The sequence below is a fragment of the Actinacidiphila sp. bgisy167 genome (assembly GCF_057707665.1).
In genome coordinates this window covers 1-23,175 of record NZ_JBYIQP010000022.1, presented here as the reverse complement: position 1 = coordinate 23,175, position 23,175 = coordinate 1, and the positions used below count along the sequence as shown (strand labels likewise).

Annotated in this window: 24 protein-coding genes; 17 read left to right on the top strand and 7 right to left on the bottom strand. The window is 72.1% G+C overall.

Features of this window, described 5'->3' with window-relative positions:
- The first annotated feature begins 123 nt into the window (after window positions 1–123).
- From fabG to AC3ET4_RS11495, 3 genes are all read left to right on the top strand, one after another.
- Window positions 124–828, top strand: a complete 705-nt coding sequence (gene fabG, locus AC3ET4_RS11505; protein ID WP_431948598.1) for a 3-oxoacyl-[acyl-carrier-protein] reductase — start codon at window positions 124–126, stop codon at window positions 826–828.
- A gap of 5 nt (window positions 829–833) precedes the next feature.
- On the top strand, window positions 834–1,601 hold the full coding sequence (fabI, locus tag AC3ET4_RS11500; protein WP_431948597.1) for an enoyl-ACP reductase FabI: 768 nt from the start codon (window positions 834–836) through the stop codon (window positions 1,599–1,601).
- Between the two features lie 276 nt (window positions 1,602–1,877).
- The gene (locus AC3ET4_RS11495; RefSeq protein WP_431948596.1) at window positions 1,878–2,228 is read left to right on the top strand and encodes a hypothetical protein; all 351 of its coding nucleotides are present in this window, start codon (window positions 1,878–1,880) and stop codon (window positions 2,226–2,228) included.
- On the opposite strand, the gene AC3ET4_RS11490 is transcribed toward AC3ET4_RS11495, so the two are convergent.
- Window positions 2,209–2,889: a FadR/GntR family transcriptional regulator gene (locus AC3ET4_RS11490; RefSeq protein ID WP_431948595.1), complete on the bottom strand. Its 681-nt coding sequence runs from the start codon at window positions 2,887–2,889 to the stop codon at window positions 2,209–2,211. The genes AC3ET4_RS11495 and AC3ET4_RS11490 overlap by 20 nt on opposite strands.
- A gap of 37 nt (window positions 2,890–2,926) precedes the next feature.
- Here AC3ET4_RS11490 and AC3ET4_RS11485 point away from each other — a divergent pair, with 37 nt between their 5' ends.
- From AC3ET4_RS11485 to AC3ET4_RS11470, 4 genes are all read left to right on the top strand, one after another.
- The gene (locus AC3ET4_RS11485) at window positions 2,927–4,207 is read left to right on the top strand and encodes a CynX/NimT family MFS transporter (RefSeq protein WP_431948594.1); all 1,281 of its coding nucleotides are present in this window, start codon (window positions 2,927–2,929) and stop codon (window positions 4,205–4,207) included.
- A 46-nt stretch (window positions 4,208–4,253) separates the two neighbouring features.
- Window positions 4,254–4,376, top strand: a complete 123-nt coding sequence (locus AC3ET4_RS11480) for an SGM_5486 family transporter-associated protein (RefSeq protein ID WP_431948593.1) — start codon at window positions 4,254–4,256, stop codon at window positions 4,374–4,376.
- Window positions 4,377–4,545: 169 nt separating this feature from the next.
- A complete protein-coding gene (locus AC3ET4_RS11475; RefSeq protein WP_431948592.1) occupies window positions 4,546–4,788 on the top strand; it encodes a hypothetical protein in 243 nt (80 codons plus the stop codon).
- Between the two features lie 73 nt (window positions 4,789–4,861).
- On the top strand, window positions 4,862–5,383 hold the full coding sequence (locus tag AC3ET4_RS11470) for a SixA phosphatase family protein (RefSeq protein ID WP_431948591.1): 522 nt from the start codon (window positions 4,862–4,864) through the stop codon (window positions 5,381–5,383).
- A gap of 116 nt (window positions 5,384–5,499) precedes the next feature.
- Here the strand turns inward: AC3ET4_RS11470 and serB are convergent, their stop codons facing one another.
- Together serB and AC3ET4_RS11460 are read right to left on the bottom strand one after the other, a co-directional pair.
- Window positions 5,500–6,738, bottom strand: coding sequence for a phosphoserine phosphatase SerB (gene serB, locus AC3ET4_RS11465; RefSeq protein WP_431948590.1), 1,239 nt, complete (start codon window positions 6,736–6,738; stop codon window positions 5,500–5,502).
- A 70-nt stretch (window positions 6,739–6,808) separates the two neighbouring features.
- Window positions 6,809–8,518: a streptophobe family protein gene (locus tag AC3ET4_RS11460; RefSeq protein WP_431948589.1), complete on the bottom strand. Its 1,710-nt coding sequence runs from the start codon at window positions 8,516–8,518 to the stop codon at window positions 6,809–6,811.
- A gap of 199 nt (window positions 8,519–8,717) precedes the next feature.
- Here AC3ET4_RS11460 and AC3ET4_RS11455 point away from each other — a divergent pair, with 199 nt between their 5' ends.
- The 4 genes from AC3ET4_RS11455 to AC3ET4_RS11440 all read left to right on the top strand — a co-directional run bounded on the left by AC3ET4_RS11455 (window position 8,718) and on the right by AC3ET4_RS11440 (window position 13,892).
- On the top strand, window positions 8,718–11,279 hold the full coding sequence (locus AC3ET4_RS11455; RefSeq protein ID WP_431948588.1) for an FHA domain-containing protein: 2,562 nt from the start codon (window positions 8,718–8,720) through the stop codon (window positions 11,277–11,279).
- Window positions 11,280–11,608: 329 nt separating this feature from the next.
- Window positions 11,609–12,763 carry a GAF domain-containing sensor histidine kinase gene (locus tag AC3ET4_RS11450; RefSeq protein ID WP_431948587.1) on the top strand — a complete coding sequence of 385 codons (1,155 nt, stop codon included), beginning with the start codon at window positions 11,609–11,611 and terminating at the stop codon, window positions 12,761–12,763.
- Window positions 12,756–13,400, top strand: a complete 645-nt coding sequence (locus AC3ET4_RS11445) for a response regulator (protein WP_431948586.1) — start codon at window positions 12,756–12,758, stop codon at window positions 13,398–13,400. Before AC3ET4_RS11450 ends, AC3ET4_RS11445 begins: the two co-directional genes overlap by 8 nt.
- Window positions 13,401–13,643: 243 nt before the next feature.
- Window positions 13,644–13,892: a chaplin gene (locus tag AC3ET4_RS11440; RefSeq protein ID WP_431948655.1), complete on the top strand. Its 249-nt coding sequence runs from the start codon at window positions 13,644–13,646 to the stop codon at window positions 13,890–13,892.
- 171 nt (window positions 13,893–14,063) lie between these two features.
- On the opposite strand, the gene AC3ET4_RS11435 is transcribed toward AC3ET4_RS11440, so the two are convergent.
- Window positions 14,064–14,861: a hypothetical protein gene (locus tag AC3ET4_RS11435; RefSeq protein ID WP_431948585.1), complete on the bottom strand. Its 798-nt coding sequence runs from the start codon at window positions 14,859–14,861 to the stop codon at window positions 14,064–14,066.
- A 114-nt stretch (window positions 14,862–14,975) separates the two neighbouring features.
- Here AC3ET4_RS11435 and AC3ET4_RS11430 point away from each other — a divergent pair, with 114 nt between their 5' ends.
- The 4 genes from AC3ET4_RS11430 to AC3ET4_RS11415 all read left to right on the top strand — a co-directional run bounded on the left by AC3ET4_RS11430 (window position 14,976) and on the right by AC3ET4_RS11415 (window position 18,273).
- Complete coding sequence (locus AC3ET4_RS11430; RefSeq protein ID WP_431948584.1) at window positions 14,976–15,767, top strand: ABC transporter ATP-binding protein; 792 nt, start codon at window positions 14,976–14,978, stop codon at window positions 15,765–15,767.
- A gap of 147 nt (window positions 15,768–15,914) precedes the next feature.
- Window positions 15,915–16,337, top strand: coding sequence for an NfeD family protein (locus AC3ET4_RS11425; RefSeq protein ID WP_431948583.1), 423 nt, complete (start codon window positions 15,915–15,917; stop codon window positions 16,335–16,337).
- 123 nt (window positions 16,338–16,460) lie between these two features.
- The gene (locus AC3ET4_RS11420) at window positions 16,461–17,402 is read left to right on the top strand and encodes an SPFH domain-containing protein (protein ID WP_431948582.1); all 942 of its coding nucleotides are present in this window, start codon (window positions 16,461–16,463) and stop codon (window positions 17,400–17,402) included.
- 103 nt (window positions 17,403–17,505) lie between these two features.
- Entirely contained in the window at window positions 17,506–18,273 is a 768-nt protein-coding gene (locus tag AC3ET4_RS11415; protein WP_431948581.1) for a sulfite exporter TauE/SafE family protein, read from the top strand.
- A gap of 27 nt (window positions 18,274–18,300) precedes the next feature.
- On the opposite strand, the gene AC3ET4_RS11410 is transcribed toward AC3ET4_RS11415, so the two are convergent.
- The 3 genes from AC3ET4_RS11410 to AC3ET4_RS11400 form a co-directional block, all read right to left on the bottom strand.
- On the bottom strand, window positions 18,301–18,804 hold the full coding sequence (locus AC3ET4_RS11410; protein ID WP_431948580.1) for an HNH endonuclease: 504 nt from the start codon (window positions 18,802–18,804) through the stop codon (window positions 18,301–18,303).
- A gap of 423 nt (window positions 18,805–19,227) precedes the next feature.
- Window positions 19,228–19,761, bottom strand: coding sequence for a YbhB/YbcL family Raf kinase inhibitor-like protein (locus tag AC3ET4_RS11405; protein WP_431948579.1), 534 nt, complete (start codon window positions 19,759–19,761; stop codon window positions 19,228–19,230).
- Window positions 19,762–19,807: 46 nt separating this feature from the next.
- Window positions 19,808–20,590 (bottom strand): sporulation protein, encoded by a 783-nt coding sequence (locus AC3ET4_RS11400; protein WP_431948654.1) that lies wholly within the window; start codon window positions 20,588–20,590, stop codon window positions 19,808–19,810.
- A 262-nt stretch (window positions 20,591–20,852) separates the two neighbouring features.
- Between AC3ET4_RS11400 and AC3ET4_RS11395 the strand changes: the two genes are divergently transcribed.
- Window positions 20,853–21,464: a DNA-3-methyladenine glycosylase gene (locus AC3ET4_RS11395; protein WP_431948578.1), complete on the top strand. Its 612-nt coding sequence runs from the start codon at window positions 20,853–20,855 to the stop codon at window positions 21,462–21,464.
- A gap of 147 nt (window positions 21,465–21,611) precedes the next feature.
- Entirely contained in the window at window positions 21,612–22,877 is a 1,266-nt protein-coding gene (gene tyrS / locus AC3ET4_RS11390) for a tyrosine--tRNA ligase (RefSeq protein WP_431948577.1), read from the top strand.
- Window positions 22,878–23,175 lie beyond the last annotated feature (298 nt).

Genomic DNA, 23,175 nt, shown 5'->3' with positions numbered 1-23,175 from the left:
GCGGTTTTCTGTAGAGACTCGACAGCGACTCGCGTACGCCCCTGTCGGGGGTCGATTCCCCGTACCGCGACGTAGGCAGATAGTTTTCTGGAGTACCAGCACCTCTAGGGAAAGGGTGATCCGTTGAGCCGCTCGGTTCTCGTCACCGGAGGAAACCGTGGCATCGGCCTCGCCATCGCCCGAGCGTTCGCCGACGCGGGCGACAAGGTGGCCGTCACCTACCGCTCGGGTGAGCCCCCGGAGGGCTTCTTCGCCGTCAAGTGCGACATCACCGACGGTGAGCAGGTCGAGCAGGCGTTCAGGGAGATCGAGGCACAGCAGGGTGCGGTCGAGGTGCTGGTGGCCAACGCCGGCGTCACGCGCGACCAGCTGCTGCTGCGGATGTCCGACGACGACTTCACGTCCGTCCTGGACACGAACCTGACCGGCACCTTCCGCGTGGTCAAGGCCGCGGCACGGAAGATGCTGCGCGCCCGCAAGGGCCGCATCGTGCTGATCTCCTCCGTCGTGGGACTGCTCGGCTCGGCCGGTCAGGCCAACTACGCCGCGTCCAAGGCCGGCCTCGTCGGCTTCGCGCGCTCGCTGGCCCGCGAGCTCGGCTCCCGCAACATCACCGTCAACGTGGTCGCCCCCGGCTTCGTCGACACCGACATGACTCGCGTGCTCACCGACGAGCAGCGGGCGAACATCGTCGGCCAGGTTCCGCTGGCCCGTTACGCGCAGCCCGAGGAGATCGCCGCCTCGGTCCGCTTCCTCGCCTCCGAGGAAGCCGCTTACATCACCGGAGCCGTCATTCCCGTCGACGGCGGATTGGGCATGGGTCACTGAGCATCATGAGTGGAATTCTCGCTGGAAAGCGCATCCTCATCACCGGCGTGCTGACGGAGTCCTCCATCGCCTTCCACACGGCGAAGCTCGCCCAGGAGCAGGGCGCGGAGATCATCCTGACGGCGTTCCCGCGGCCCACGCTGACCGAGCGCATCGCCAAGAAGCTGCCCAAGCCGGTCAAGGTCATCGAGCTCGACGTCACCAACGAGGAGCACCTCGCCTCGCTCGCCGACGTCGTCCGCGAGGAGCTCGGCGGCCTCGACGGCGTCGTCCACTCCATCGGCTTCGCGCCGCAGGACGCCCTCGGCGGCAACTTCCTCAACACGCCGTTCGAGTCCGTCGCCACGGCGATGCACGTCTCCGCTTACTCGCTGAAGGCGCTCACCATGGCCTGCCTGCCGCTGATGCAGGACGGCGGCTCGGTCGTCGGCCTCACCTTCGACGCGCAGTTCGCCTGGCCGCAGTACGACTGGATGGGCCCGGCCAAGGCGGCGCTGGAGGCGACCTCCCGCTACATCGCCCGGGACCTCGGCAAGCAGAACATCCGCTGCAACCTGATCTCGGCCGGTCCGCTCGGCTCCATGGCCGCCAAGTCCATCCCGGGCTTCGGGGATCTCGCCGACGTCTGGAACCACCGTTCCCCGCTCGAGTGGGACCTCTCCGACCCCGAGCCGGCCGGCCGTGGGGTCGTCGCGCTGCTGAGCGACTGGTTCCCCAAGACCACGGGCGAGATCGTCCACGTCGACGGCGGTCTGCACGCCATCGGCGCGTAGCGCTCGCACCGCCGGCGAAGGCGGGAGGCGGGACCGAACGAGGTGCGGGGGAGCCGCGCCGACCGGTGGTCCGCGACCCGCTCGGCGCCCGCTCGCACGGGCCGCCGACGGCCCCTTCGCGTACGGCCCTGGCACCGCCTTCGGGTGACGCCGGGGCCGTACGCGCGTTCGGGGCCGTGTCCCTCATTCGGCCCACCAGACCGGGTGGCCGCACATCCTGGCCGCGAGGATGGCTGTGCGGGGGAGCCGGGGGTGAGTGGAGGGAGGGCGTGCATCGTGCGTGCCTACGTGCGTCCGCGCGCGGCCGCCTGTGTGTGCGCCGCGGCGGCGGTCGCGGTGCTGGTCGCGGGTGCGGGCCCGGCTGCCGCGGCGGCGGCCGGAGCCGCGGCACGGCTGCCGGGCGTCGCGGAGTGCCGGACCTCGGTACGGGGCGGCGAGGGCGTCGCCGTGTGCTTCAACCCCGACCCTGACCTGGACCGCGTCCAGCTGCACATCGAGTGCCTCCGATGGTGGGACCCCGACGTGGACGGCGCTTCGGTCCCGGTCGGACCTGCCCAGACCGTCACCCTCAGCGACCGGTGCTGGAAGGAGATCCAGGAGATCTGGGTCAGCGGGAAGCTGGGCTGAAGCGGCAGCTGAACGCGTGCGCCGAGGCCTCGCCGGAGGCGGCCTCCGGATCGCCGGCCCGGATCGCCTCGACCAGCCGCGCATGGTCCACGTGCTGCTCGGGGCGCAGCTCCTCGCCGACGTCCGCGCGCAGGAAGGCGCGCAGCACCTCTCCGAGGTCGGCGTAGAGCTCGACGACCACGTCGTTGTGCGAGGCCGCCACGACGGACAGGTGCAGTGCCGCGTCGGCGTCGACGAAGGCGTCGGCGCTGCCGGACTCCCAGGCCCGTTCCCTCCGGGTCAGGGCCGCGTCCAGCTGCTTCAGGTCGCGGTCCGTGCGCCGCCGCGCGGCGAGCGCGGCCGCGGCCGCCTCCAGGGCGCTGCGCAGCTCGGCCACGTGCTGCGGATCGGAGTCGGCGAAGCGGCGGTGCATCACCCCGGCCAGCTCGCTGGTCGCCAGCACATACGTGCCGGACCCCTGCCGGATATCGAGCAGTCCGTTGTGGGCCAGCGCCCGGACCGCCTCGCGGACGGTGTTGCGGGCCACTCCGAGCTGCTCGACCAGCTGGTTCTCGGTGGGGATCCGGAACCCCACCGGCCATTCACCGGAGGTGATCTGGGCGCGCAGCTGCGCGATCACCTGGTCGGCCAGGGCGGAGCGCCGAGGCGAGGTCAGGGGCATGGGCTCTCATTCATCCCATCATCCTATGATGGTCGGCATGCGTGACGACGAAGCGACGCTCGACCCTGCCGCGGAAAGTGCCGTCATACCCGCACTACCCGCACACCTCCCCACCGGCGCGCGCGGCACACGGCGCACCCGGACCCTGGTGGCGGTCGCGCTGGTGCTCGCCGCGCTCAATCTGCGGCCCGCCATCACCAGCCTCGGCGCGCTCCTGGAGGAGGTCCGTGACGGCCTCGGCATGAGCGGCACCGTCGCGGGCCTGCTCACCTCCGTCCCCGCGCTGTGTTTCGCCGTGTTCGGAGTGGCCGCGCCCCGGCTCGCCCGACGCCGCGGCCCCGGCGCCGTGGTCTGCGCGGGCCTGGCCGCGATCACCCTGGGTGTCCTGCTGCGTCCCTTCACCGGCGGCACGGTGCTCTTCCTCGCCGCCAGCGCCCTCGCGCTGGGCGGCATAGCCGTCGGCAACGTCCTGATGCCCGTCGTCGTCAAACGCTGGTTCCCCGACCGCGTGGGCACCATGACCGGGCTCTACTCGATGGCCCTGTCACTGGGCACCGCCCTCGCCGCCGCGGCGACCGTCCCGGCCACCCGTGCCCTCGGCGGGGACTGGCGGCTCGGCCTCGCGGCGTGGGGGGCGCTCGCGGCCGTCGCGGTGCTGCCCTGGCTGGCTCTCGTCCGGGACCGGGAGCACGCCCCCGCCGTTGCCCCGGCGGCCCCCACCGCGGAGGGGACCGGGACCGGCAGCATCGCCCGCAGCCGTACCGCCTGGGCGCTCGCCGTCTACTTCGGTCTCCAGGCCACGGGCGCGTACATCACCATGGGGTGGCTCCCGCAGATCTTCCGGGACGCCGAGGTCTCCGCCTCCACCGCGGGAGTGCTGCTCGCCGTCACCATGGTGATGGGCGTACCGCTCTCCTTCGTGCTGCCCGCGCTCGCCGGCCGGATGCGGCACCAGGGCGGGCTCGCCGTCGGCCTCGGCCTCTTCGGAATCGCCGGCTACGGCGGCCTGTGGGCCGCCCCGGCCGCCGCGCCCTGGGTGTGGTCCCTGCTGCTGGGCATCTCCAACTGCTCGTTCCCCCTCGCCCTCACCATGATCGGGATGCGTTCGCGCACGGGCGGCGGGGTGGTGCGGCTGTCCGCCTTCGCGCAGTGCACCGGCTATCTCTTCTCCATCCCCGGTCCGATCCTCGTCGGGGCCCTCTACCAGCACACCGGCGGCTGGGACCTGCCCGTGGCCCTCATGCTCGCGCTGATGGTTCCGCAGATCGCCGCGGGCGTGGCCGCCGGCCGCGACCGCGCCGTGGAGGACGAACTCTGACCACCCGCGTACGCGGGGGCCACCGTGGGATGGGAGACTGGGCGGCATGCCCGTGCTCGAGCCGAACCCCCCGCAGCCGCAGAAGAAGCTCCTCATCATCTTCGGCCTCATGATGGCCGTGCCCGCCCTGGTCGCGGTGATCGCGATCATCGGCGCCAAGCTGGGCTGATGCCCCGCCCCCGGGGTCGACGGTGGGGACAACCCCACCTTCCCTAGGGGGCCAGGGTCAGGGTCACGTGGGTGGGCCACCCGATGGGGCCGCGCGCCGTCTTTCCGTAGCGTCGTGGTGCACGGCCGGACAGCGCTCCGGCACCCCGGCTGACCCATGGAGGCGTCCCGTGTCCACGCAGGCTGTTCCCTCGCGTACCCCGCGAAACCGCGCCGCCCGCCCGGCGGCCGGGGGCGGCACGAAGACGCGCCTGCCGTGGTGGGCGCTCGCCCTGCCCACGCTCGCCTTCGCGGCGCTGCTGGCCCTGGTCGCGGCCCCGGGGGCCGCCGAGGCCTCGGCCACGGAGCCCGCCGGCCGGCTTCTGCAGGCCGTCGGCGAAGGGCTTCCGCGGCTCGTGCAGCACCTGCTGTGACTCTCCCGCGGCGAATCCGCGATCCGTTCCGCAGCCCGCGCCTGGCGGCCGGATTTCTGGAAAGCTGAGGAGCATGAGCGCAGTTGCATCGCCCCGCCGGATCGTCTTGCTCCGGCACGCCAAAGCCGACTGGCCCGACGTCCCCGACCACGAGCGACCGCTGGCGGAAAGGGGACGGAAGGAGGCACCCGTCGCCGGTCGCAGGCTCGCCGAACTGGGGATCCCGTTCGACCTCACCCTCTGCTCCTCGGCCGCCCGCACCCGTGAGACGTGGAAGCTCGCCGCCCACGAACTCCCGCACCGCCCCCGCACCGTCTACGAGGAGCGTCTCTACGACGCCACCCTCGGTGACCTGCTCGCCCTGCTCGACGAGACTCCCGAGGACGTCGAAAACCTGCTGCTGGTGGGCCACAACCCGGCCGTCCACGCGCTTGCGGACGCCCTCGCCGGGGAGAGCGACAATGACTCCCGCGCCCGGATGAACCGCACCGGCTTCCCGACGGCGGCCATTGCGGTGATCACCTTCTCCGGACCGTGGAAGACGGTCGAGCACGGCGTCGGGCGCCTCGTCGACTTCTGGTCGCCCCACGACTGAGGCGTCTCCCGACCGTGCGGGTCCCCGGGCCGCCCCGCCCCCTGTGGGCGGGGACCTCGTCGGGAAAGGCTTGGAGCACCCGCTCCACGGCCATGCCGTGCCAGGGGCCGCGCCGGTCAGGCGCCGGCCGCGCCGTCCCCGGCGTCGGCCGCCTCGACCTCCTCGCGCGTGATGCCCAGCAGGTAGAGCACGGTGTCCAGGAACGGCACATTGACCGCGGCGTCCGCCGCCCGCCGCACCACCGGCTTGGCGTTGAAAGCGACGCCGAGACCCGCCGCGTTGAGCATGTCCAGGTCGTTGGCGCCGTCGCCGATGGCGACGGTCTGGCTCAGGGGCACCCCTGCCTCGGCGGCGAAGCGCCGCAGCAGCCGGGCCTTGCCCGCCCGGTCCACGATCTCGCCGGTGACCCGGCCGGTGAGCTTGCCGTCCACGATCTCCAGGGTGTTGGCCGCGGCGAAGTCGAGCGACAGCCGCTCCTTGAGGTCGTCGGTGACCTGGGTGAAGCCCCCGGAGACCACGCCCACCTGGTACCCCAGCCGCTTGAGCGTGCGGATCAGCGTGCGCGCCCCGGCCGTCAGCCGCACCTCCTGGCGGACCTTGTCCACCACGGACTCGTCGAGCCCCTTGAGCAGGGCGACCCGCGCGTGCAGGGACTGCTCGAAATCCAGCTCGCCGCGCATCGCCGCGGCCGTCACCTCGGCGACCTGCTCCTCGCAGCCCGCGTGCGCCGCGAAGAGCTCGATCACCTCGTCCTGGATGACGGTGGAGTCCACGTCCATGACCACGAGGCGCTGCGCCCTGCGGTGCAGGCCCGCCGACACCACGGCCACGTCGACCCCGCGCTCGTGGGCCTCCATGGCCAGTGCCGGGCGCAGCGTGTCGGTGGCGACGCCGGACACGGCGAACTCCACCGCCGTCACCGGGTACTTCGCGAGCCGGAAGATGCGGTCGATGTTGCCGCCGACGCCGGTGATCGTGGCCGCTATGGCCGCCGTGGACTCGGCCGTCATCGGGTGCCCGAGCACCGTCACATGGGAGCGGCCCTCGCCGCGCGGCCGGTTGTCGCCGATGCCGGAGATGATCTCGGCCTGCAGGCGCATCGACTCCGCCCACGCGTGCACCGTCGCCCGCAGCTCGCCCTCCACCGAACGCCCCTCGGGGGCGGGCACCAGGGCGCAGAGCACGATGCGTCCCCGGGTGACGACCTGCTCGATGTCGATGACGCTCACCTGGAAGCGGGCCAGCGTCTCGAAGAGCCCGGCGGTGATCCCCGGCCGGTCCTTACCGAAGATCTTGACCAGCAGTGTCGGCACATTGGCGGCGGTGGCAGCGGTCGCCTGCGATGCGTCGTTCATGGTGCCTCCACCGTATCGGGCACCGTGCTGGGGACGGACATGTGTCCCGCCTGGCGGACGTCGTCCGTGCTCAGCGGCGTCCCCCGGGCGGACCGGGTGGTGGCGGGCCTTCCCGCGACGGGCCGCGCGGCGGCCCCGGGGGAGGCGGTGGCGGCGGTGGAGGCGGTGACGGTGGCGGCAGAGGTGCCCTGGTGACGGACCCCGCGGGCCGCGGCGGCTGCCGGTAGGGGTTCGGCCCGGCGTCCGGCGGGCCGTAGCCGGGGCTCGGGACGTACGGGCCGGGCCGGTAGGCGACGCCCGGGTAGGTGCGTGCGCTGCTCTCCCCGGACGCCGCCTCGGCCGCCCTGCGCAACGCGTACGGGGACACCCGGCGCCCGGCCGTCCCCGTCAGCAGGGTTAGCAGCGCCCCCGCGCCGCCCGCCAGGGCCCCCCAGAGGGCCCCCGCAAGGAACGCCATGGGGAGGCTGCCTCGCAGGTCCACGCCGGCGCCCACCGCGTCCACCCCGAAGACCGAGACGCCCGCGTTCACCGAGACACCGGTCACCCACACCAGCAGCGGGAAGGCGACCGCCGTGACCGAGCCGAGGCGCACCGCGCACAGCCCCGCGTACCGGGCGCGCGTCGCCCCCCACAGCGGGGTGCGGGCCGCCGCCAGCGCACCCGCGGCCAGCATCATCAGCGCCGCGGCGGCGGTCAGCAGCCACACCCGCTGGTCGTACTCCGCCAGGCGGACGGGCGTCACCGGCTCCTCCACGCTCGAGGACAGCAGCCGGTCCAGGGGATCCGGCAGCACCTTCGCCGGCTCCCCGGTGGCCATGCCCCGCCAGGACACGAAGAGCCCGAGCGGCACGGCCAGCCACACCCCGTTGGGCGCCCCCAAGAGGGCCGCCCCGGCGATCCGGCCCGATTGGCCGCCCGTCACCGCCGCATATGCGGCGGCGGCGCACCCCGCCACCACGGCCAGCAGCAGCACCCAGCGCAGCGCCGACGCCGCCGGCCGGACGACCCGGTGCAGTCCCTCCACAGCGGGCGGCAGCGGCGTACGACGTGACGTGAGCAGCGCCAGCAGCAGAACGGCCGACACCCACAGCAGACCGCCCACCAAGGTGCGGCCGGTGGCGACGTGGAAGCTCACCGACGCCTTGGCGGCGATCAGATGCCGCAGCCCGTCCCCGAGCCCGCCGCCGATGTCACCGAAGCCCGGAAGCCCGTCCGCCGGACCGCCGCCCTCGTCCCCGCCCAGCCGTGCGCCGTCGAGGGCGACGGTGTCCTGCCCGGCCCACGCCAGCGCGCCGAGCACTCCCACGAAGAGCACCACCACCGCCCCCGCCCGGACGGCGAGTTCACCGCCCGAGACGGTCAGCCCCGCCCCACTCCGCAGCGACCGCAGGAACACCCAGCTCAGCAGCAGGGCACCCACCAGACCGACACCCAGCGGCATGAGGTCCAGCCGGGCCTCGCCGGCTGAGCCGCCCAGCCCGAACACCGCGACGCCACCGGAGGGGACGACCTTGCCGCCCACCGCCATGGCGACGACGGCCGCCGTCATCGGCCCCAGCGAGCCCGCCGTGTCGGCGCCGAGCAGGTGCAGACCCAGCGCGGCGGTCGCCGCCATCCCCAGGTACGCCCAACTCACCGCGACCACCGCGGAGAGCAGCGCGCCGCCCCACGGGACCGCGCGCGCGGGCGTGTTCGAAGGTGTGGAGGTGTACGCCGTCATGCCCGCCCCCGAGGTGTCGCGTCCGTGCCGCCTGCGCAGCGTGGTGCCCCGATCCGTCATGAGCCGCACGGGCCCGCGCGCCTACCACTCTCCGGTGGTGTTCCGGCGCCGTCAACGGCCTCTCGGAAGAAGGTGCGCGTCACTCCCCGGCGCCACATGGCGCGGGCCGGCGTGCCCGGAACAGTTCCTCGCGGTGTGTCCAATCTCTAGACTTCCCCCATGGGGGGACAACCCGGGGGACGACTTTGTGGGGTTTGGGGTGCCTGAACTCGTACTCGAACTGAACGGTCGGACCTGGGAGCTCGATCCGTCCAGGTCGTACAGCCTGGGCCGGGATCCGCAGTCCGACGTCGTCCTCGACGACGCGCGGGTCTCCTGGCGGCACGCCACCCTTCGGCGCGGCGAGCGCGGTTGGGTCATCGAGGATCTCGGCAGCACCAACGGCACCTATGTCCAGGGTCAGCGCGTCCATGCCTACGACGTCACCGCCGGGGCCGCCGTCACCCTCGGAAACGCCGCCGACGGCCCGCGGCTTGCTTTCAGTGGCGGCGCTCCGGCCGGCGGTGACGTCCACAGCGCCGACACCGCGCTGGCCAGACCGCAGCGGGCCCGCAGGCCCGGGCCCGACGCGCAGGCGGCGCCGAAGTCCTCGGCCCCGCCCGGGCAGGGGGGCTGGGACAGCGGCCCGTCCGTCGCGCACGTGCCGCAGCCCTCGCCGGCCCCGCGGCCGGACCAGTGGAGTCCGCAGGCGCACATCCCGTCCCCGCACCGGCCCGCGGGCGGCGGCGCCGCACCGCCCCTCCACGGCGACCGCAGCCCGACGACCTTCCACCACCTGGTGCTCGGCCGCGTCATGAGGATCGGCCGCGCCCTGGAGAACGACCTGGTCGTCTCCGACCTCCAGGTCTCCCGCTTTCACGCGGAGTTCCGGGCGCATCCCGACGGCCGCTACGAGATCGTCGACCTGGGCAGCCACAACGGCACCTATGTCAACGGACAGCCGATACAGCGCCACCTGCTCGGCCCTCACGACATCGTGGGCGTCGGGCACTCCACCTTCCGGCTGGTCGGTGACCAGCTCGAGGAGTTCGTCGACACCGGTGAGGTCTCCTTCTCGGCGCGGCGGCTCACCGTCCGCGTGCCGCAGGGCAGCACCACCAAGACCATTCTCGAAGACGTCTCCTTCGGCGTCCCCGAGAAGTCGCTGATCGCCGTCATCGGCCCCTCCGGTTCCGGCAAGTCGACGCTGCTGCGTGCCCTGACCGGCTACCGCCCGGCCGAAGAGGGCGAGGTGCTCTACGACGGCCGCAACCTCTACAAGCAGTTCGCGGAACTGCGGCAGCGCATCGGCCTCGTCCCGCAGGACGACATCCTGCACAAGGAGCTGACGATCCGCAGAGCGCTGCGCTACGCGGCCAAGCTCCGCTTCCCCGGCGACACCAAGGCCGCGGAGCGTGAGGCCCGCATCGACGAGGTGCTGCGCGAACTCAAGCTGGACGTCCACGCCGACAAGCGCGTCACCTCGCTCTCCGGCGGCCAGCGCAAGCGCGTATCCGTCGCCCTGGAGCTGCTGACCAAGCCCTCGCTGATCTTCCTGGACGAGCCCACCTCCGGCCTCGACCCCGGTATGGACCGCGACGTCATGAAGCTGCTGCGCGGCCTCGCCGACGACGGCCGCACCGTGCTCGTCGTGACCCACTCGGTGGCCGAACTCGCCCTGTGCGACAAGCTGCTCGTGATGGCGCCGGGCGGAGCCGTGGCCTACTTCGGCCCGCCCGAGGAGGCGCTGAACTTCTTCGGCTACGAAACCTGGGCCGACGTCTTCTCCGCCTTCGAGACCTACCGCGACTACGACTGGTCCGGTCGCTGGCGCGGCTCCCAGCACTACCAGATCTACGCCGCGGACCTGGACGCCGTCGCGCCGCAGTCCGCAGGCGCGGCCCCGCAGCGGGCCAGGCCGCCCAAGCCGCAGCGCTGGCCGGCGCAGTTCGTCACCCTCGTCCGCCGCTACCTGGCGGTGATCGCATCCGACAAGGGCTTCATGGCCCTGATGGTGGTCCTCCCGGCCGTCCTCGGCCTGGTGAGCGTGGTCATCCCGGCGAAGTCCGGGCTGGCGCCGCCCGACGAGGCGGGCAAGTTCAACGCCGACGCGGGCACCATCATGCTGATCATCGCGGTCGGCGCCTGCTTCTCGGGCGCCGCCAACTCGGTCCGCGAGCTGATCAAGGAACGGGTGATCTACGAACGGGAACGCGCCACCGGCCTGTCCCGCTCCGCGTACCTGTTCTCCAAAGTGTTCGTGCTGGGTCTGATCAGCGCCCTGCAAGGCGTCATCATCTGCGCCATCGGCCTGTCGGTGCGCCGGCTCCCCGAGGAGGGCCTGATCATCGAGGGCTTCCCCGCCGCGGAGATCACCCTGGTGGTCATCGCGCTCGGCTTCACCTCGATGATGGTCGGCCTGGTCATCTCCTCGCTGGTGAGGACCGCCGAGAAGACCATGCCCCTGCTGGTGATGTTCGCGATCGTCCAGGTCGTCTTCACCGGCGTCCTCTTCCAGATCTTCGGCACGGTCGGCCTGGAGCAGGTGGCCTGGCTGATGCCGTCCCGCTGGGCCGTCGGCGCCGCCGGCGCCACCCTCGACCTCGGCCGCCTCATGCCGCCGTGGGACCCGGCCGAGCCCGGCGACCTGGACCCGCTGTGGGAGCCCTCGGCGGGCCAGTGGGGCTTCGACATGGCCGTCCTGCTCGGCATCGCGCTCGTGTGCGGCATCCTCGTGCTGAGGCTGCTGCGCCGCCATGAGCCGGAGGTCATGCGCAAGTAGGGGCCCCTTGTACGCGACGAGGAGGCGGCGGCTCCCCGAGGAGGGGACCGCCGCCTTCCGCGTGCCCGTGCCGAGTGCGGCGCCCCGCTCCACGGCGCCGCGCGCCTGCCGAGCCCCCTGGCGCCGCAGCGTGGCTTCCGTCCACGGCGTTCGGGAACAGGGTCGTCCCGACGAGGGTGCCCGGAGCCCGGCGGCGCCCAGGGCGAGCCCACCTTCTCAAGCCGCGTCGCAGGGTGAGGCGACAGGAACTTCGTCCTAGGTCGCCGGACGGGGGCCGCTCGGTCAGCTGGCCGATCCCGTCGGCCCCACCCCGCCGGTACGGTGAGCTCATGTCCAGCAGATCGCCCCGACGCGGCATCGAGGCGGTGAGCGCGGCCGTCCTCGCGATGAGCCGGCACCTCGAAGTGCGCGAGGTACTGCAGACGATCGTCTCGTCCGCCCGGGAACTACTCGACGCCGAGTACGCCGCCCTGGGCGTGCCGGACGACCACGGCGGCTTCGCCCAGTTCGTCGTCGACGGCGTCAGCGACGAGCAGTGGAAGGCCATCGGCCCGCTGCCCCGGCAGCACGGCGTCCTCGCCGCGATGCTGCACGAGGCCACCCCCCAGCGTCTGCCCGACGTGAAGGAAGACCCCCGGTTCGGCGGCTGGCCGGCCGCCCACCCCCAGATGACCGACTTCCTCGGCATGCCGGTGGTCGACGGCGACGAGATCCTGGGCGCCCTCTTCCTCGCCGACAAGCGCCGCGAGTCCGGCGCCCCGGAGGACGGCAAGGGGTTCACCGAGGAGGACGAGGAACTGCTGCGGACGCTGGCCGCGCACGCCGCCATCGCCCTGACCAACGCCCGCCTGTACGAGCGCAGCCGCGAGCTGACGCTGGCCGGGGAGCGCGCCCGCATCGCCCACGAGCTGCACGACGCCGTCTCGCAGAAGCTGTTCTCCCTGCGGCTGACCGCCCAGGCCGCCGCTGCCCTGGTGGCCCGCGATCCGCAACGCGCCCGCGAGGAGCTGCGGCAGGTCGCCGCGCTCGCAGCCGAGGCCGCCGACGAGCTGCGCGCGGTCGTGGTGGAACTGCGGCCCGCCGCGCTGGACGAGGACGGCCTGCTGGCCACCCTGCGCACCCAGATCGGCGTCCTGGACCGGGTGCACTCGGCGCGCGTCTCCTTCACCCACTGCCATGTCCGCGCCCTGCCTGCCGCACAGGAGGAGGCGTTGCTGAGGGTTGCCCAGGAAGCCCTGCACAACGCGCTGCGTCACGCGGACGCCGCTTCCGTGACCGTGCGCCTGGAGGGCCGCGGCAGGGGAGCGGTGCTCACGGTGCGCGACGACGGGCGGGGCTTCGACCCGTCCGCGGTGCGCCGTGCCGGGCGGCACCTGGGGCTCGTCTCCATGCGGGACAGGGCCGACGCGGTGGGCGGCGGACTGACGGTGGACTCGGCGCCCGGAAAAGGCACCGTGATCGAGATGGAGGTGCCCGGTGGCTGACGGCCCCATTCGCGTCCTGGTGGTCGACGACCACCAGGTGGTCCGGCGCGGTCTGCGGACCTTCCTGGAGGTGCAGCCCGACATCGAGGTGGTGGGTGAGGCAGCGGACGGGGAGCAGGGCGTGGAGCGCGCCGGCGAACTCGCTCCCGACGTGATCCTGATGGACGTCCGCATGCCCGGGGTCGACGGCATCGAGGCCCTGCGCCGGTTGCGTGACAACGGCAGCAAGGCCCGCGTCCTCGTCGTCACCAGCTTCACCGAGCAGCGCACCGTCGTCCCGGCGCTGCGCGCGGGCGCGGCCGGCTACGTCTACAAGGACGTGGACCCGGACGCGCTGGCCGGCGCCATCCGCTCGGTGCACGCCGGGCACGTGCTCCTGCAGCCGGAGGTCGCCGAGGCCCTGCTCTCCCAGGAGGAGGCCACCCACGGCCAGGGCCGCGGGGGGACCCTCACCGACCGGGAGCGCGAGGTGCTGTCGCTGATCGCCGAGGGCCGTTCCAACCGGGAGATCGCCCGGGCCCTGGTGCTCTCGGAGAAGACCGTGAAGACCCATGTGTCGAACATCCTGATGAAACTGGACCTCTCCGATCGCACCCAGGCCGCCCTGTGGGCGGTGCGGCACGGCATCGGCGGCTGAGTGGCGCGTCCGCACGGCCGCCGGTGCCGGCCCGAGGCTGCGGGCGGACGGCCCGACGGGAGCGGCCGGCGCTGCGAGAACCGGGGCACTAGCGGTAGGGCGAGCGGCTGGGGGGCCGTCCGGAGTGAGATTCATACCGTCGGGTGTATGTCGCTCGGATGGCGCAACCTGGCCGTCCCTGGGCCGTTCTCCATGGCGTGCTGCGGCGACTGCCGCGGTACCCGAGCAAGGAGGGTCAAGAACGTGAAGAACCTGCACAAGGCCGCCGCCGTCGCCATGGTCGCCGGGAGCCTCGCCATGGTCGGCGCGGGTGCCGCCTCCGCTCACACCGGGGGTGCCCAGGCCACCGGTGGCGCGAAGAACAGCCCCGGTGTGGTCTCGGGCAACGTGATCCAGGTGCCGGTGCACGTGCCGGTGAACGTCTGCGGCAACACCATCAGCGTCATCGGCCTGCTCAACCCGGCCTTCGGGAACGCCTGCGTCAACGGCTGACCTGGACGGCCCCCCGCCGTGCGACCGTGCAACCGGCCCCGGAGCGCTCCGCCGCCCCGGGGCCGGTCCGTTCCCCGGCACAGGGGTCAGCGCGTACAGCCGCCACGGCGAGCGCCCGTCGCGGCGCGCGGCGCGTGTCATCACGGAGGAACACCTCCCGGACAGCGGGCTCTACCCGCGGCGCCGCTCGGCCTCCTCCACGTACGCGTTGTACGCCGCCACCTGCGCCCGCCGCGCCGTCCGCTCCACCGGCCGCAGAAGCTCCGCACGGGAGGCGATCTCCGAGGCGCTGACCGCGGCCCCGTGCTCGGCCCGGGTGCCGGTCGCGATCGCGATCAGCGCGCCCACCCGCTGCGCCAGCTCCAGCACCCGGACCGCCCGCGGCGGATACCCCGGCGCCAGCACCTCCCGTCCGCGCGCCGCTCGCGCCCGGTACGCCTCCAGAGCCGCCTGCGCCGCCGGGCCCCCGCCGGCCACGTCCAGCCGCGCCAGAGCCTCCGTGGCGTCCCTCAACGCCTCCGCGAGCTCCCGCTCGGCCTCACCCAGCGAGGGCACGTCCGCCGGCGGCGCGTCCCGCACCTGAAGGCACTGCCACTCCACCGACACGTGCACGTCCCCCTGCGGCCCGGCCTCCGTGACCTCCGGCACCAGGCCGATGGCCGGTCCGCCCACGGCGATGACCGCCTCACCCGCCGCCTGCGCCCGCGCGTTGAACTCGGGCGGCCCGCTGAGCCCCAGCGGGTGCCCGGGCACCGGGAGTGCGATCCGCAGCCCGCAGACGCCGAGCGCGCGCAGCCGGCCCAGCCCCAGCGTCAGCCCCACCGGGCCGTCCTCCCCGGGCAGTCCGCAGATGCGGTGGACCGCATCGTCGGCGATCACTTCCTGAGCGGCGTCATCAGGTGCGGCAAGTCCGGCAATCAGGGCATTTCCCCAGGCGGCCAGCCGTCCTGAGCGTGGTTCGTCGAGCATCCCCCCAGCCTAAGGACTGGGGCGGCCCGGGCGTGGCGTAGATTTCCTGGGGGCGGCGCCTACAGGTGCTCGCGACGGCAGACGTGCGATCGGGAAGTGGGAGACAACACGCTCATGAGCGATGTTCTGGAGCTGGTGGACGTATCCGTGGTCCGAGACGGCCGGGCTCTGGTGGACCAGGTCTCCTGGTCGGTCGCCGAGGGCGAGCGCTGGGTCATCCTCGGTCCCAACGGCGCCGGCAAGACGACCCTGCTGAACGTCGCCTCGAGCTACCTCTTCCCGACCTCCGGCACCGTCCAGATCCTGGGCGAGAAGATGGGCGGCGTCGACGTCTTCGAACTGCGCCCGCGCATCGGCATCGCGGGCGTCGCCCTGGCCGAGAAGCTGCCGCGCAGCCAGACCGTCCTGGAGACGGTGCTCACCGCCGCGTACGGCATGACCGCCCACTGGCAGGAGAGCTACGAGCAGGTCGACGAGGACCGCGCCCGCGCCTTCCTCGACCGCCTGGGCATGAGCGAGTTCCTCGACCGCAAGTTCGGCACCCTCTCCGAGGGCGAGCGCAAGCGCACCCTGATCGCGCGCGCCATGATGAGCGACCCCGAACTCCTCCTGCTGGACGAGCCCGCCGCCGGACTCGACCTCGGCGGCCGCGAGGACCTCGTCCGCCGCCTCGGCCGGCTCGCCCGCGACCCGATCGCCCCCTCGATGATCATGGTCACCCACCATGTCGAGGAGATCCCGCCCGGCTTCACCCACGTCCTGATGATCCGCCAGGGCAAGCTGGTCGCCGCCGGTTCCATGGAGACCGAGCTCAACTCCCGCAACCTTTCCCTCTGCTTCGGCCTCCCGCTCGTCGTCGAGCGCCGGGGCGACCGCTGGACGGCCAGCGGACTGCCCCTGAAGTGACCTGCCGAAGTACCGGGCCGAAGTGACCTGCTGATGACCTGCTGATGACCTGCTGAGCCGCCCGGCGCACACGGAGCCGCACCAAAAGCGTCGGGCAGAATCGTCGCACCCTGTCACGGATCGACTGCAGGCCCTTACCATGGGCCTGTGGACGACTGGTTGTGGTGGCTGATCGCCGCCGTGGGGCTGGGTATTCCGCTTGTCGTGACCGCGATGCCCGAGTTCGGGATGTTCGCGGTCGGAGCCGTCGCGGCCGCGATCGCGGCCGGTGTCGGCTTCGGCATCACCGCACAGGTGCTGACCTTCGTCATCGTCTCCGTCGCGGGTGTCGCCGTCGTACGCCCGCTGGCCAACCGCAGCCGTGCGCAGCGCCCGGAGTTGCGCAGCGGCGTCGACGCGCTCAAGGGCCGTCAGGCCGTCGTCCTGGAGCGGGTCGACGAGCACGGCGGCCGGATCAAGCTCAACGGCGAGATCTGGTCGGCCCGCGCCCTCGACGCGGGACGGGCCTTCGAACCCGGCGAGAGCGTGGACGTCGTCGAGATCGAGGGCGCGACGGCCGTCGTGGTGTGACGCCGCCCCCGCAGCCGTGGAGGGCACGGGAATTCACCGAACCCGGCCCGCCGCGCCGCGGGGTCTGACAGACTTGATCATGTCTTCGTACAGGTAGCCACAGCAATCGGCGGGGGAGTGGACGTGCAGCCGATCATCATCGTCCTGATCATCCTGGTGGTGCTCGTCTTCATCGCGCTCATCAAGACGGTCCAGGTCATCCCGCAGGCAAGCGCGGCGATCGTCGAGCGCTTCGGCCGCTACACCAGGACCCTGAGCGCGGGCCTCAACATCGTGGTGCCGTTCATCGACACCATCCGCAACCGCATCGACCTGCGCGAGCAGGTCGTGCCGTTCCCTCCGCAGCCGGTCATCACCCAGGACAACCTGGTCGTCAACATCGACACGGTCATCTACTACCAGGTCACCGACGCGCGGGCCGCCACCTACGAGGTCGCCAGCTACATCCAGGCGATCGAGCAGCTCACGGTCACCACGCTCCGCAACATCATCGGCGGCATGGACCTGGAGCGCACCCTGACCTCCCGTGAGGAGATCAACCACGCGCTGCGCGGTGTACTCGACGAGGCCACCGGCAAGTGGGGCATCCGCGTCAACCGTGTGGAACTCAAGGCCATCGAGCCGCCCACCTCCATCCAGGACTCGATGGAGAAGCAGATGCGCGCCGACCGCGACAAGCGCGCCGCCATCCTCACAGCCGAGGGCATCCGCCAGTCCCAGATCCTCACCGCCGAGGGCGAGAAGCAGTCCGCGATCCTGCGAGCCGAGGGCGAGGCCAAGGCCGCCGCCCTCAAGGCCGAGGGCGAGGCCCAGGCCATCCGCACCGTCTTCGAGTCCATCCACGCGGGCGACCCCGACCAGAAGCTGCTCGCCTACCAGTACCTGCAGATGCTCCCGAAGATCGCCGAGGGCGACTCCAACAAGCTCTGGATCATCCCCAGCGAGCTCAACGACGCCCTCAAGGGCCTCGGCGGCATCGTCAACCTCCCCGGCGCCCCCGGCAGCGGCTCCGGCAACGTCGACGGCGGCACCCGCCGCGAAGCCCCCCGGCTCGACAAGGACTGAGCGGCGCGGCTGCCGCCGCCTTGGCGTATGACATGATCCGTGCGCTCCGGCTCCCCCCGGTCCCCTCGGGGGGAGGAGAGCCGCACCGACCATGGAGGCGCCTGTGACCTACTGGGAAGCCCTGGCCGTGTTCGCGGCCGGAATCGGGGCCGGCACCATCAACACCGTCGTCGGCTCCGGCACCCTCCTCACCTTCCCCGTCCTGCTGGCTGTCGGGCTGCCACCGGTCACCGCCAACGTGTCCAACACCCTCGGCCTCGTCCCCGGCTCCGTCAGCGGCGCCATCGGCTACCGGCGCGAACTCGCCGGACAGGGCGCCCGCCTGCTGCGGCTGGGCGCGTCCGCTCTCGCCGGCGGACTCGCCGGAGCCGCCCTGCTGCTGACGCTGCCCTCCCAGGCCTTCGACACGATCGTGCCCGTCCTCATCGGGCTCGCCCTCGTCCTCGTCCTCGTCCAACCCCGGCTCTCCCGGGCCCTGCAGGCGCGCCGGTCCGGCAACGGCGGCCACGTCCCCGAACACGGCGGCGCCGTACTGCTCGGCGGACTCCTCCTCGCCGGCATGTACGGCGGCTACTTCGGCGCCGCGCAGGGGGTCATGTACCTCTCCCTCATGGCGGTGCTCCTCGAGGAGTCCTGGCAGCGGATCAATGCGGCGAAGAACGTCCTCGCGCTGATCGTCAACGGCGTCGCCGCGGTCTTCTTCCTCTTCGTCGCGGACTTCGACTGGATCGCTGTCGCCCTCATCGCCGCCGGGGCGGCCCTGGGCGGAGTCCTCGGCGCCCGCATCGGCCGCCGCCTGCCGCCTGCCGCGCTGCGCGCCGTCATCGTCGTCGTGGGCCTCGCGGCGATCGCCCAGCTCCTGTTGAGGTGACCGGACGACCGCCACGGGGCCCGGCACTCACGCCGGCAGCCCGAGCCGGCCGGGTACGCCCTCACGGTCCTTCAGGTTCAGGGCCAGCAGCAAGGCGTCCGCCGGGGTCGGCTCGAACGGCTGGGTCAGCAGCCGCATCCCCGCCTGCTCCGGCGTACGGTCCGCCTTGCGGTGGTTGTCCTCCGCGCACGACGCCACCGTGTTCAGCCACGTGTCCCCGCCACCGCGCGACCGCGGCACCACGTGGTCCACGGTCGTCGCCCGCCGACCGCAGTACGCGCACCGGTGCCGGTCCCGCACCAGCACGCCCCGCCGCGACCACGCCGCCCGTTGTCGGAAGGGCACCCTCACGTATCTGCAGAGCCGGATCACCTGCGGCACCGGCACCTCCACCGCCGCCGCGCGGATCCGCAGCCCGGGATGGGCCTGCTCGACCACAGCCTTGTCCTGCATCACCAGCACCACCGCGCGCCGCAGCGACACAGTCGACAGCGGCTCGAAGGTCGCGTTCAGCACCAACGTCTCACCCACGTCGCCCACCCCTCGGGTCCACCCCGCCCCGGTGGCGAGGTGGCTCCACTCTGACCGGGCGATAGGTAAGCGGACAACGCAATTTCCGCACGTGACAGCGAACGCAGGAAAAAGGGATCAAAAAAGGTGGCGCCCCGGCACGGGTCCTTCGCCGCCGGCCGCTCCGGGCGCCCGGCCCCGAGGGGTCCCGGGCGCCCGGAGGGCGGCGATCGGCGTGGACACCCGGGCGCATGACCGGGCTCCGGCGGACGGCGGGCAGGTCACGCGGCGAGAACCGCACAGCGCAACGCCCCGGCGCCCCCGCCACTGCGGTGCCGACCCCCGGTGACGGTCAGGTCACCAGGCAGACACCACACTGCGATGCGGGAGCGCCGGGGCGCAACGGGATTTCGGGGCCCCGGCCGCTCGGCCGGGGCCCCGGAACTACTGCTGGTTCTCGTACTCGCCGATCAGGTTGGCCCGTGCGGTCGCGTGGAACCGCAGGTTGAAGCCGACGACGGCGGGCGACGCGTCCGCGTCAGGCCCGAGCTTCTCCTGGTCCACCGCGTACACGGTGAACACATAACGATGCGGGCCGTCCCCGGGCGGGGGCGCGGCACCGCCGAAGTCCCTGGTGCCGTAGTCGTTGCGGATGTGCACCGCACCCTCGGGCAGGCCCTTGAAGCCGTCACTGCCGGCGCCCGCGGGCAGCTCCGTCACCGTCGCGGGGATGTCGATGAGCACCCAGTGCCAGAAACCGCTGCCGGTGGGCGCGTCCGGGTCGTAACACGTGACGGCGAAGCTCCTGGTCTCCTCGGGGAAACCCTCCCACCGCAGATGCGGCGAGACATTGCCCTCGGCGTAGACCTGGGCGTCCTTGAGCGTGCCACCCGGCTCGATGTCGTCGCTCACCAGCGTGAACGACGGCACGGGCGGATGGAAATCGTGGGGCAGCGGCCGCCGCTTCTGCTCGGTCACCTCTGGTACCTCCTGCTGATCGCGTAACGCGCTTCGCCCGCCGATCCTAGAACCAGTTCCGCTTACCGCCGACCTCGGCCAGCCACTGGTTGAGATATCCGGCCCAGTCGGTCGTGTGGAAGGTGTTCATGTCCACCGTGAACGAGCGGAAGGCGTCGCTGCCCTCGCTGAACAGCCCCGGCTTCTTGTCCATCTCCAGGACGACGTCCATCTCGTGGCCGTCGCACACGAAGCTCAGCTCCACCTGCTGCAGCCCACGGTACTGCTGCGGCGCGAAGAACTCGATCTCCTGGTAGAAGGGCAGCCGCTGTCGGGTGCCGTGGATGTGACCGCGCTCCAGGTCCGCGTTCTTGAAGCCGAAGCCCAGCTGGCCGAACGCGTCGAGGATCGCCTGCTGCGCCGGCACCGGGTGCACGTTGATCGGGTCCAGGTCACCGGAGTCCACCGCGCGGGCGATCGCCAGCTGCGTGGTGACGCCGACGTTCATGCCGGTCAGATGCCGTCCCAGGAACGTCGTGACCGGGGTCTCCCAGGGGACCTCCAGCCCGAACGGCACCACGTGCACCGCACCCGCCTGCACCTCGAACGCCCCGCCCAGCTGCTGCCGGTGGAACTCGATGTCCTGCTTGTACTCCGTGTCCTGGCCCTCGACCTCGACACGGGCCTGCAGGCCCACCGAGAGCCCCTCGATCTGCTGCGGCACCGACCCGCCCTGGATCCGCACCTCGCCCTGGACAACGCCGCCAGGGACCACGTTCGGCTCGTTGAGCACCGTCTCGACCGACGCGCCACCGGCGCCCAAGCTCGCAAGCAGCTTCTTGAAGCCCACGATGTCCCTCTCCCTCATCTGGCGGTTGCCCCGGTCACTACGAACGCGGCCCCACCCCGAACGGTTCCATTACTCTCGTACCGCATGATCGCCCCTGCCGAAAGCACCCCACTCCGCAGGTCCTCCTTCGACCGGCAGGCGCCGGAGGCTGCCCCCTGCCCGTTGGGGCGAACCTTCGTACACAGGTCGCAGGACCGCCCGGTCGCGCCGCAGCCGACCGGGGCCGAGGCCACCCCTGCCACGGCACGCCACGGCGGTCGGCGTGAACATCGCTGATCTCGCGCGCCCCGCCGAAGAAGTCGCCCCCATGCTGCTCGGCGCCGTCCTCACCCACGAGGCCCCTGAGGGGACCGTGCACGTCACCATCACGGAGACCGAGGCGTACGCGGGTGCGGCCGACCCCGCCTCCCACGCCTACCGGGGCAGGACGCCACGAAACGCCGTCATGTTCGGGCCCGCGGGACATCTGTACGTCTACCGCTCCCATGGTCTGCACTGGTGCGCCAACGTCGTCACCGGGGCGGACGGCGTCGCCACGGCCGTCCTCCTCAGGGCCGGCAGGGTCACCGAAGGGGAGGACGTGGCGCGCGAGCGGCGGGGGGCGAAGGTCGAGGGGCCGCGTCTGGCGCGGGGTCCGGGGAACTTCTGCCAGGCGCTCGGCATCACGTCGGAGCACAACGGCACCGACCTGCTGGCAGGCGGCCCGCTCACGCTGTCCGAGGGCGAGCCGGTGCCGGCCGCACTCATCCGGATCGGTCCTCGGGTGGGCGTGAGCAAAGCCCACGACTGGCAGCACCGCTTCTACCTCGCCGGTGACCCGACCGTCTCCGCGTACCGGCTGAGTCCGAGAGCCGAGCCGTCCGCCGGAGCCTGATCCCCCAAGGACACGCGCGGCGCCCCCGCACCGCGCTGCCGCGCCCCCCCCGGCCGGGCAAAAGCAGTCGATCGGAACGCGTAGTCTCGGAAAGACTCCGTACGAACGGGTACGAGGCACCGACCGACTCTAGGAGACACGAGAACCGTGACGGACATCGTCGACGAGCTGCGGTGGCGAGGGCTGATCGCCGTTTCCACCGACGAGGACGCACTGCGCAAGGCGTTCGCGGACGGCCCGGTCACGGTTTATTGCGGCTTCGACCCGACCGCCCCCAGCCTCCACCTCGGCAACCTGGTGCAGATCCTCACCATCCGCCGGCTGCAACTGGCCGGCAACCGGCCGCTCGCCCTCGTCGGCGGAGCCACCGGTCTGATCGGCGACCCCAAGCCGACCGCCGAGCGGACACTGAACGACGCCGACGTCGTCGCCGGCTGGGTCGAGCGGATCCGCGCCCAGATCGAGCCCTTCCTCTCCTTCGAGGGCCCGAACGCCGCCGTGATGGTCAACAACCTCGACTGGACGTCGGGCATGTCGGCCATCGAGTTCCTGCGCGACGTGGGCAAGTACTTCCGGGTCAACAAGATGATCGCCAAGGAGGCCGTGGCCCGTCGACTCAACTCCGAGGCCGGCATCAGCTACACCGAGTTCAGCTACCAGATCCTCCAGGGCATGGACTTCCTGGAGCTCTACCGCCGCTACGGCTGCACCATGCAGACCGGCGGCAGCGACCAGTGGGGGAACCTGACCGCCGGCATCGACCTGATCGGGCGCGTCGAGGGCGCCTCCGTGCACGCCCTGGCCACCCCGCTCATCACCAAGGCGGACGGCACGAAGTTCGGCAAGACGGAGACCGGCACGGTCTGGCTCGACCCCGAGATGACGACGCCGTACGCCTTCTACCAGTTCTGGCTGAACGCCGACGACCGTGACGTGTCGAAGTTCCTGCGGATCTTCAGCTTCAGGTCGCGGGAGGAGATCGAGGAACTGGAGCGGCTCACAGAGGAACGTCCGCAGGCACGCGCGGCCCAGCGCGCCCTGGCCGAGGAGCTCACCACGCTCGTCCACGGCGCCGAGCAGTGTGCCGCGGTCGTTGCCGCTTCCAAGGCGCTTTTCGGCCAGGGCGAACTCGCCGGACTCGACGAGCGGACCCTCGAAGCGGCCCTTGGCGAGCTTCCGCACGCACGGGTCGCCGAGCTGGCCGGCGTCGCCGACCTGTTCGCCGAAGCGGGGCTCGTGGCCAGCAAGTCCGCGGCCCGCCGCACCATCAAGGAGGGCGGCGCGTACGTGAACAACGTCAAGATCGAAGACGAGGACGCGACCCCTGAGGCTGCCGACCTCCTGCACGGCCGCTGGCTCGTACTGCGGCGCGGCAAGAAGAGCTTGGCGGCGGTCGAGGTGGCCGGCGACTGACGTCGACCGGTTCTCCACGTTTGAGCGGCGGCGGAGCTTGACTCCGCCGCCGCACTTGCGTAACGTAGCCCAAGCCGCTTGAGACGGAACGCCCGGTTCGTCCGGGTCCTTCGATCGGCGGTCACTCACCACAACGACACCACCCGGAGCTTCGGGCGCACTTGTGTGCCTCGAATTCATTGGCGTGGAATCGCACGGCGAGTGGGGACGAATTCGCAGGACGCGAAGGAATCCGCTAACGTAGTGAATGTCGCCGAGGCCGAAACGCCGAAGGCGAAACCCCCTCCAGAGGGTGGCG

Excerpts from the sequence above, each read along its gene's own strand:
- fabI (WP_431948597.1), top strand. The coding sequence starts at position 834 with ATGAGTGGAATTCTCGCTGGAAAGCGCATCCTCATCACCGGCGTGCTG.
- AC3ET4_RS11490 (WP_431948595.1), bottom strand. The coding sequence starts at position 2,889 with ATGCCCCTGACCTCGCCTCGGCGCTCCGCCCTGGCCGACCAGGTGATC.
- AC3ET4_RS11485 (WP_431948594.1), top strand. The coding sequence starts at position 2,927 with ATGCGTGACGACGAAGCGACGCTCGACCCTGCCGCGGAAAGTGCCGTC.
- AC3ET4_RS11480 (WP_431948593.1), top strand. The coding sequence starts at position 4,254 with ATGCCCGTGCTCGAGCCGAACCCCCCGCAGCCGCAGAAGAAGCTCCTC.
- AC3ET4_RS11470 (WP_431948591.1), top strand. The coding sequence starts at position 4,862 with ATGAGCGCAGTTGCATCGCCCCGCCGGATCGTCTTGCTCCGGCACGCC.
- serB (WP_431948590.1), bottom strand. The coding sequence starts at position 6,738 with ATGAACGACGCATCGCAGGCGACCGCTGCCACCGCCGCCAATGTGCCG.
- AC3ET4_RS11460 (WP_431948589.1), bottom strand. The coding sequence starts at position 8,518 with ATGACGGATCGGGGCACCACGCTGCGCAGGCGGCACGGACGCGACACC.
- AC3ET4_RS11450 (WP_431948587.1), top strand. The coding sequence starts at position 11,609 with ATGTCCAGCAGATCGCCCCGACGCGGCATCGAGGCGGTGAGCGCGGCC.
- AC3ET4_RS11435 (WP_431948585.1), bottom strand. The coding sequence starts at position 14,861 with ATGCTCGACGAACCACGCTCAGGACGGCTGGCCGCCTGGGGAAATGCC.
- AC3ET4_RS11430 (WP_431948584.1), top strand. The coding sequence starts at position 14,976 with ATGAGCGATGTTCTGGAGCTGGTGGACGTATCCGTGGTCCGAGACGGC.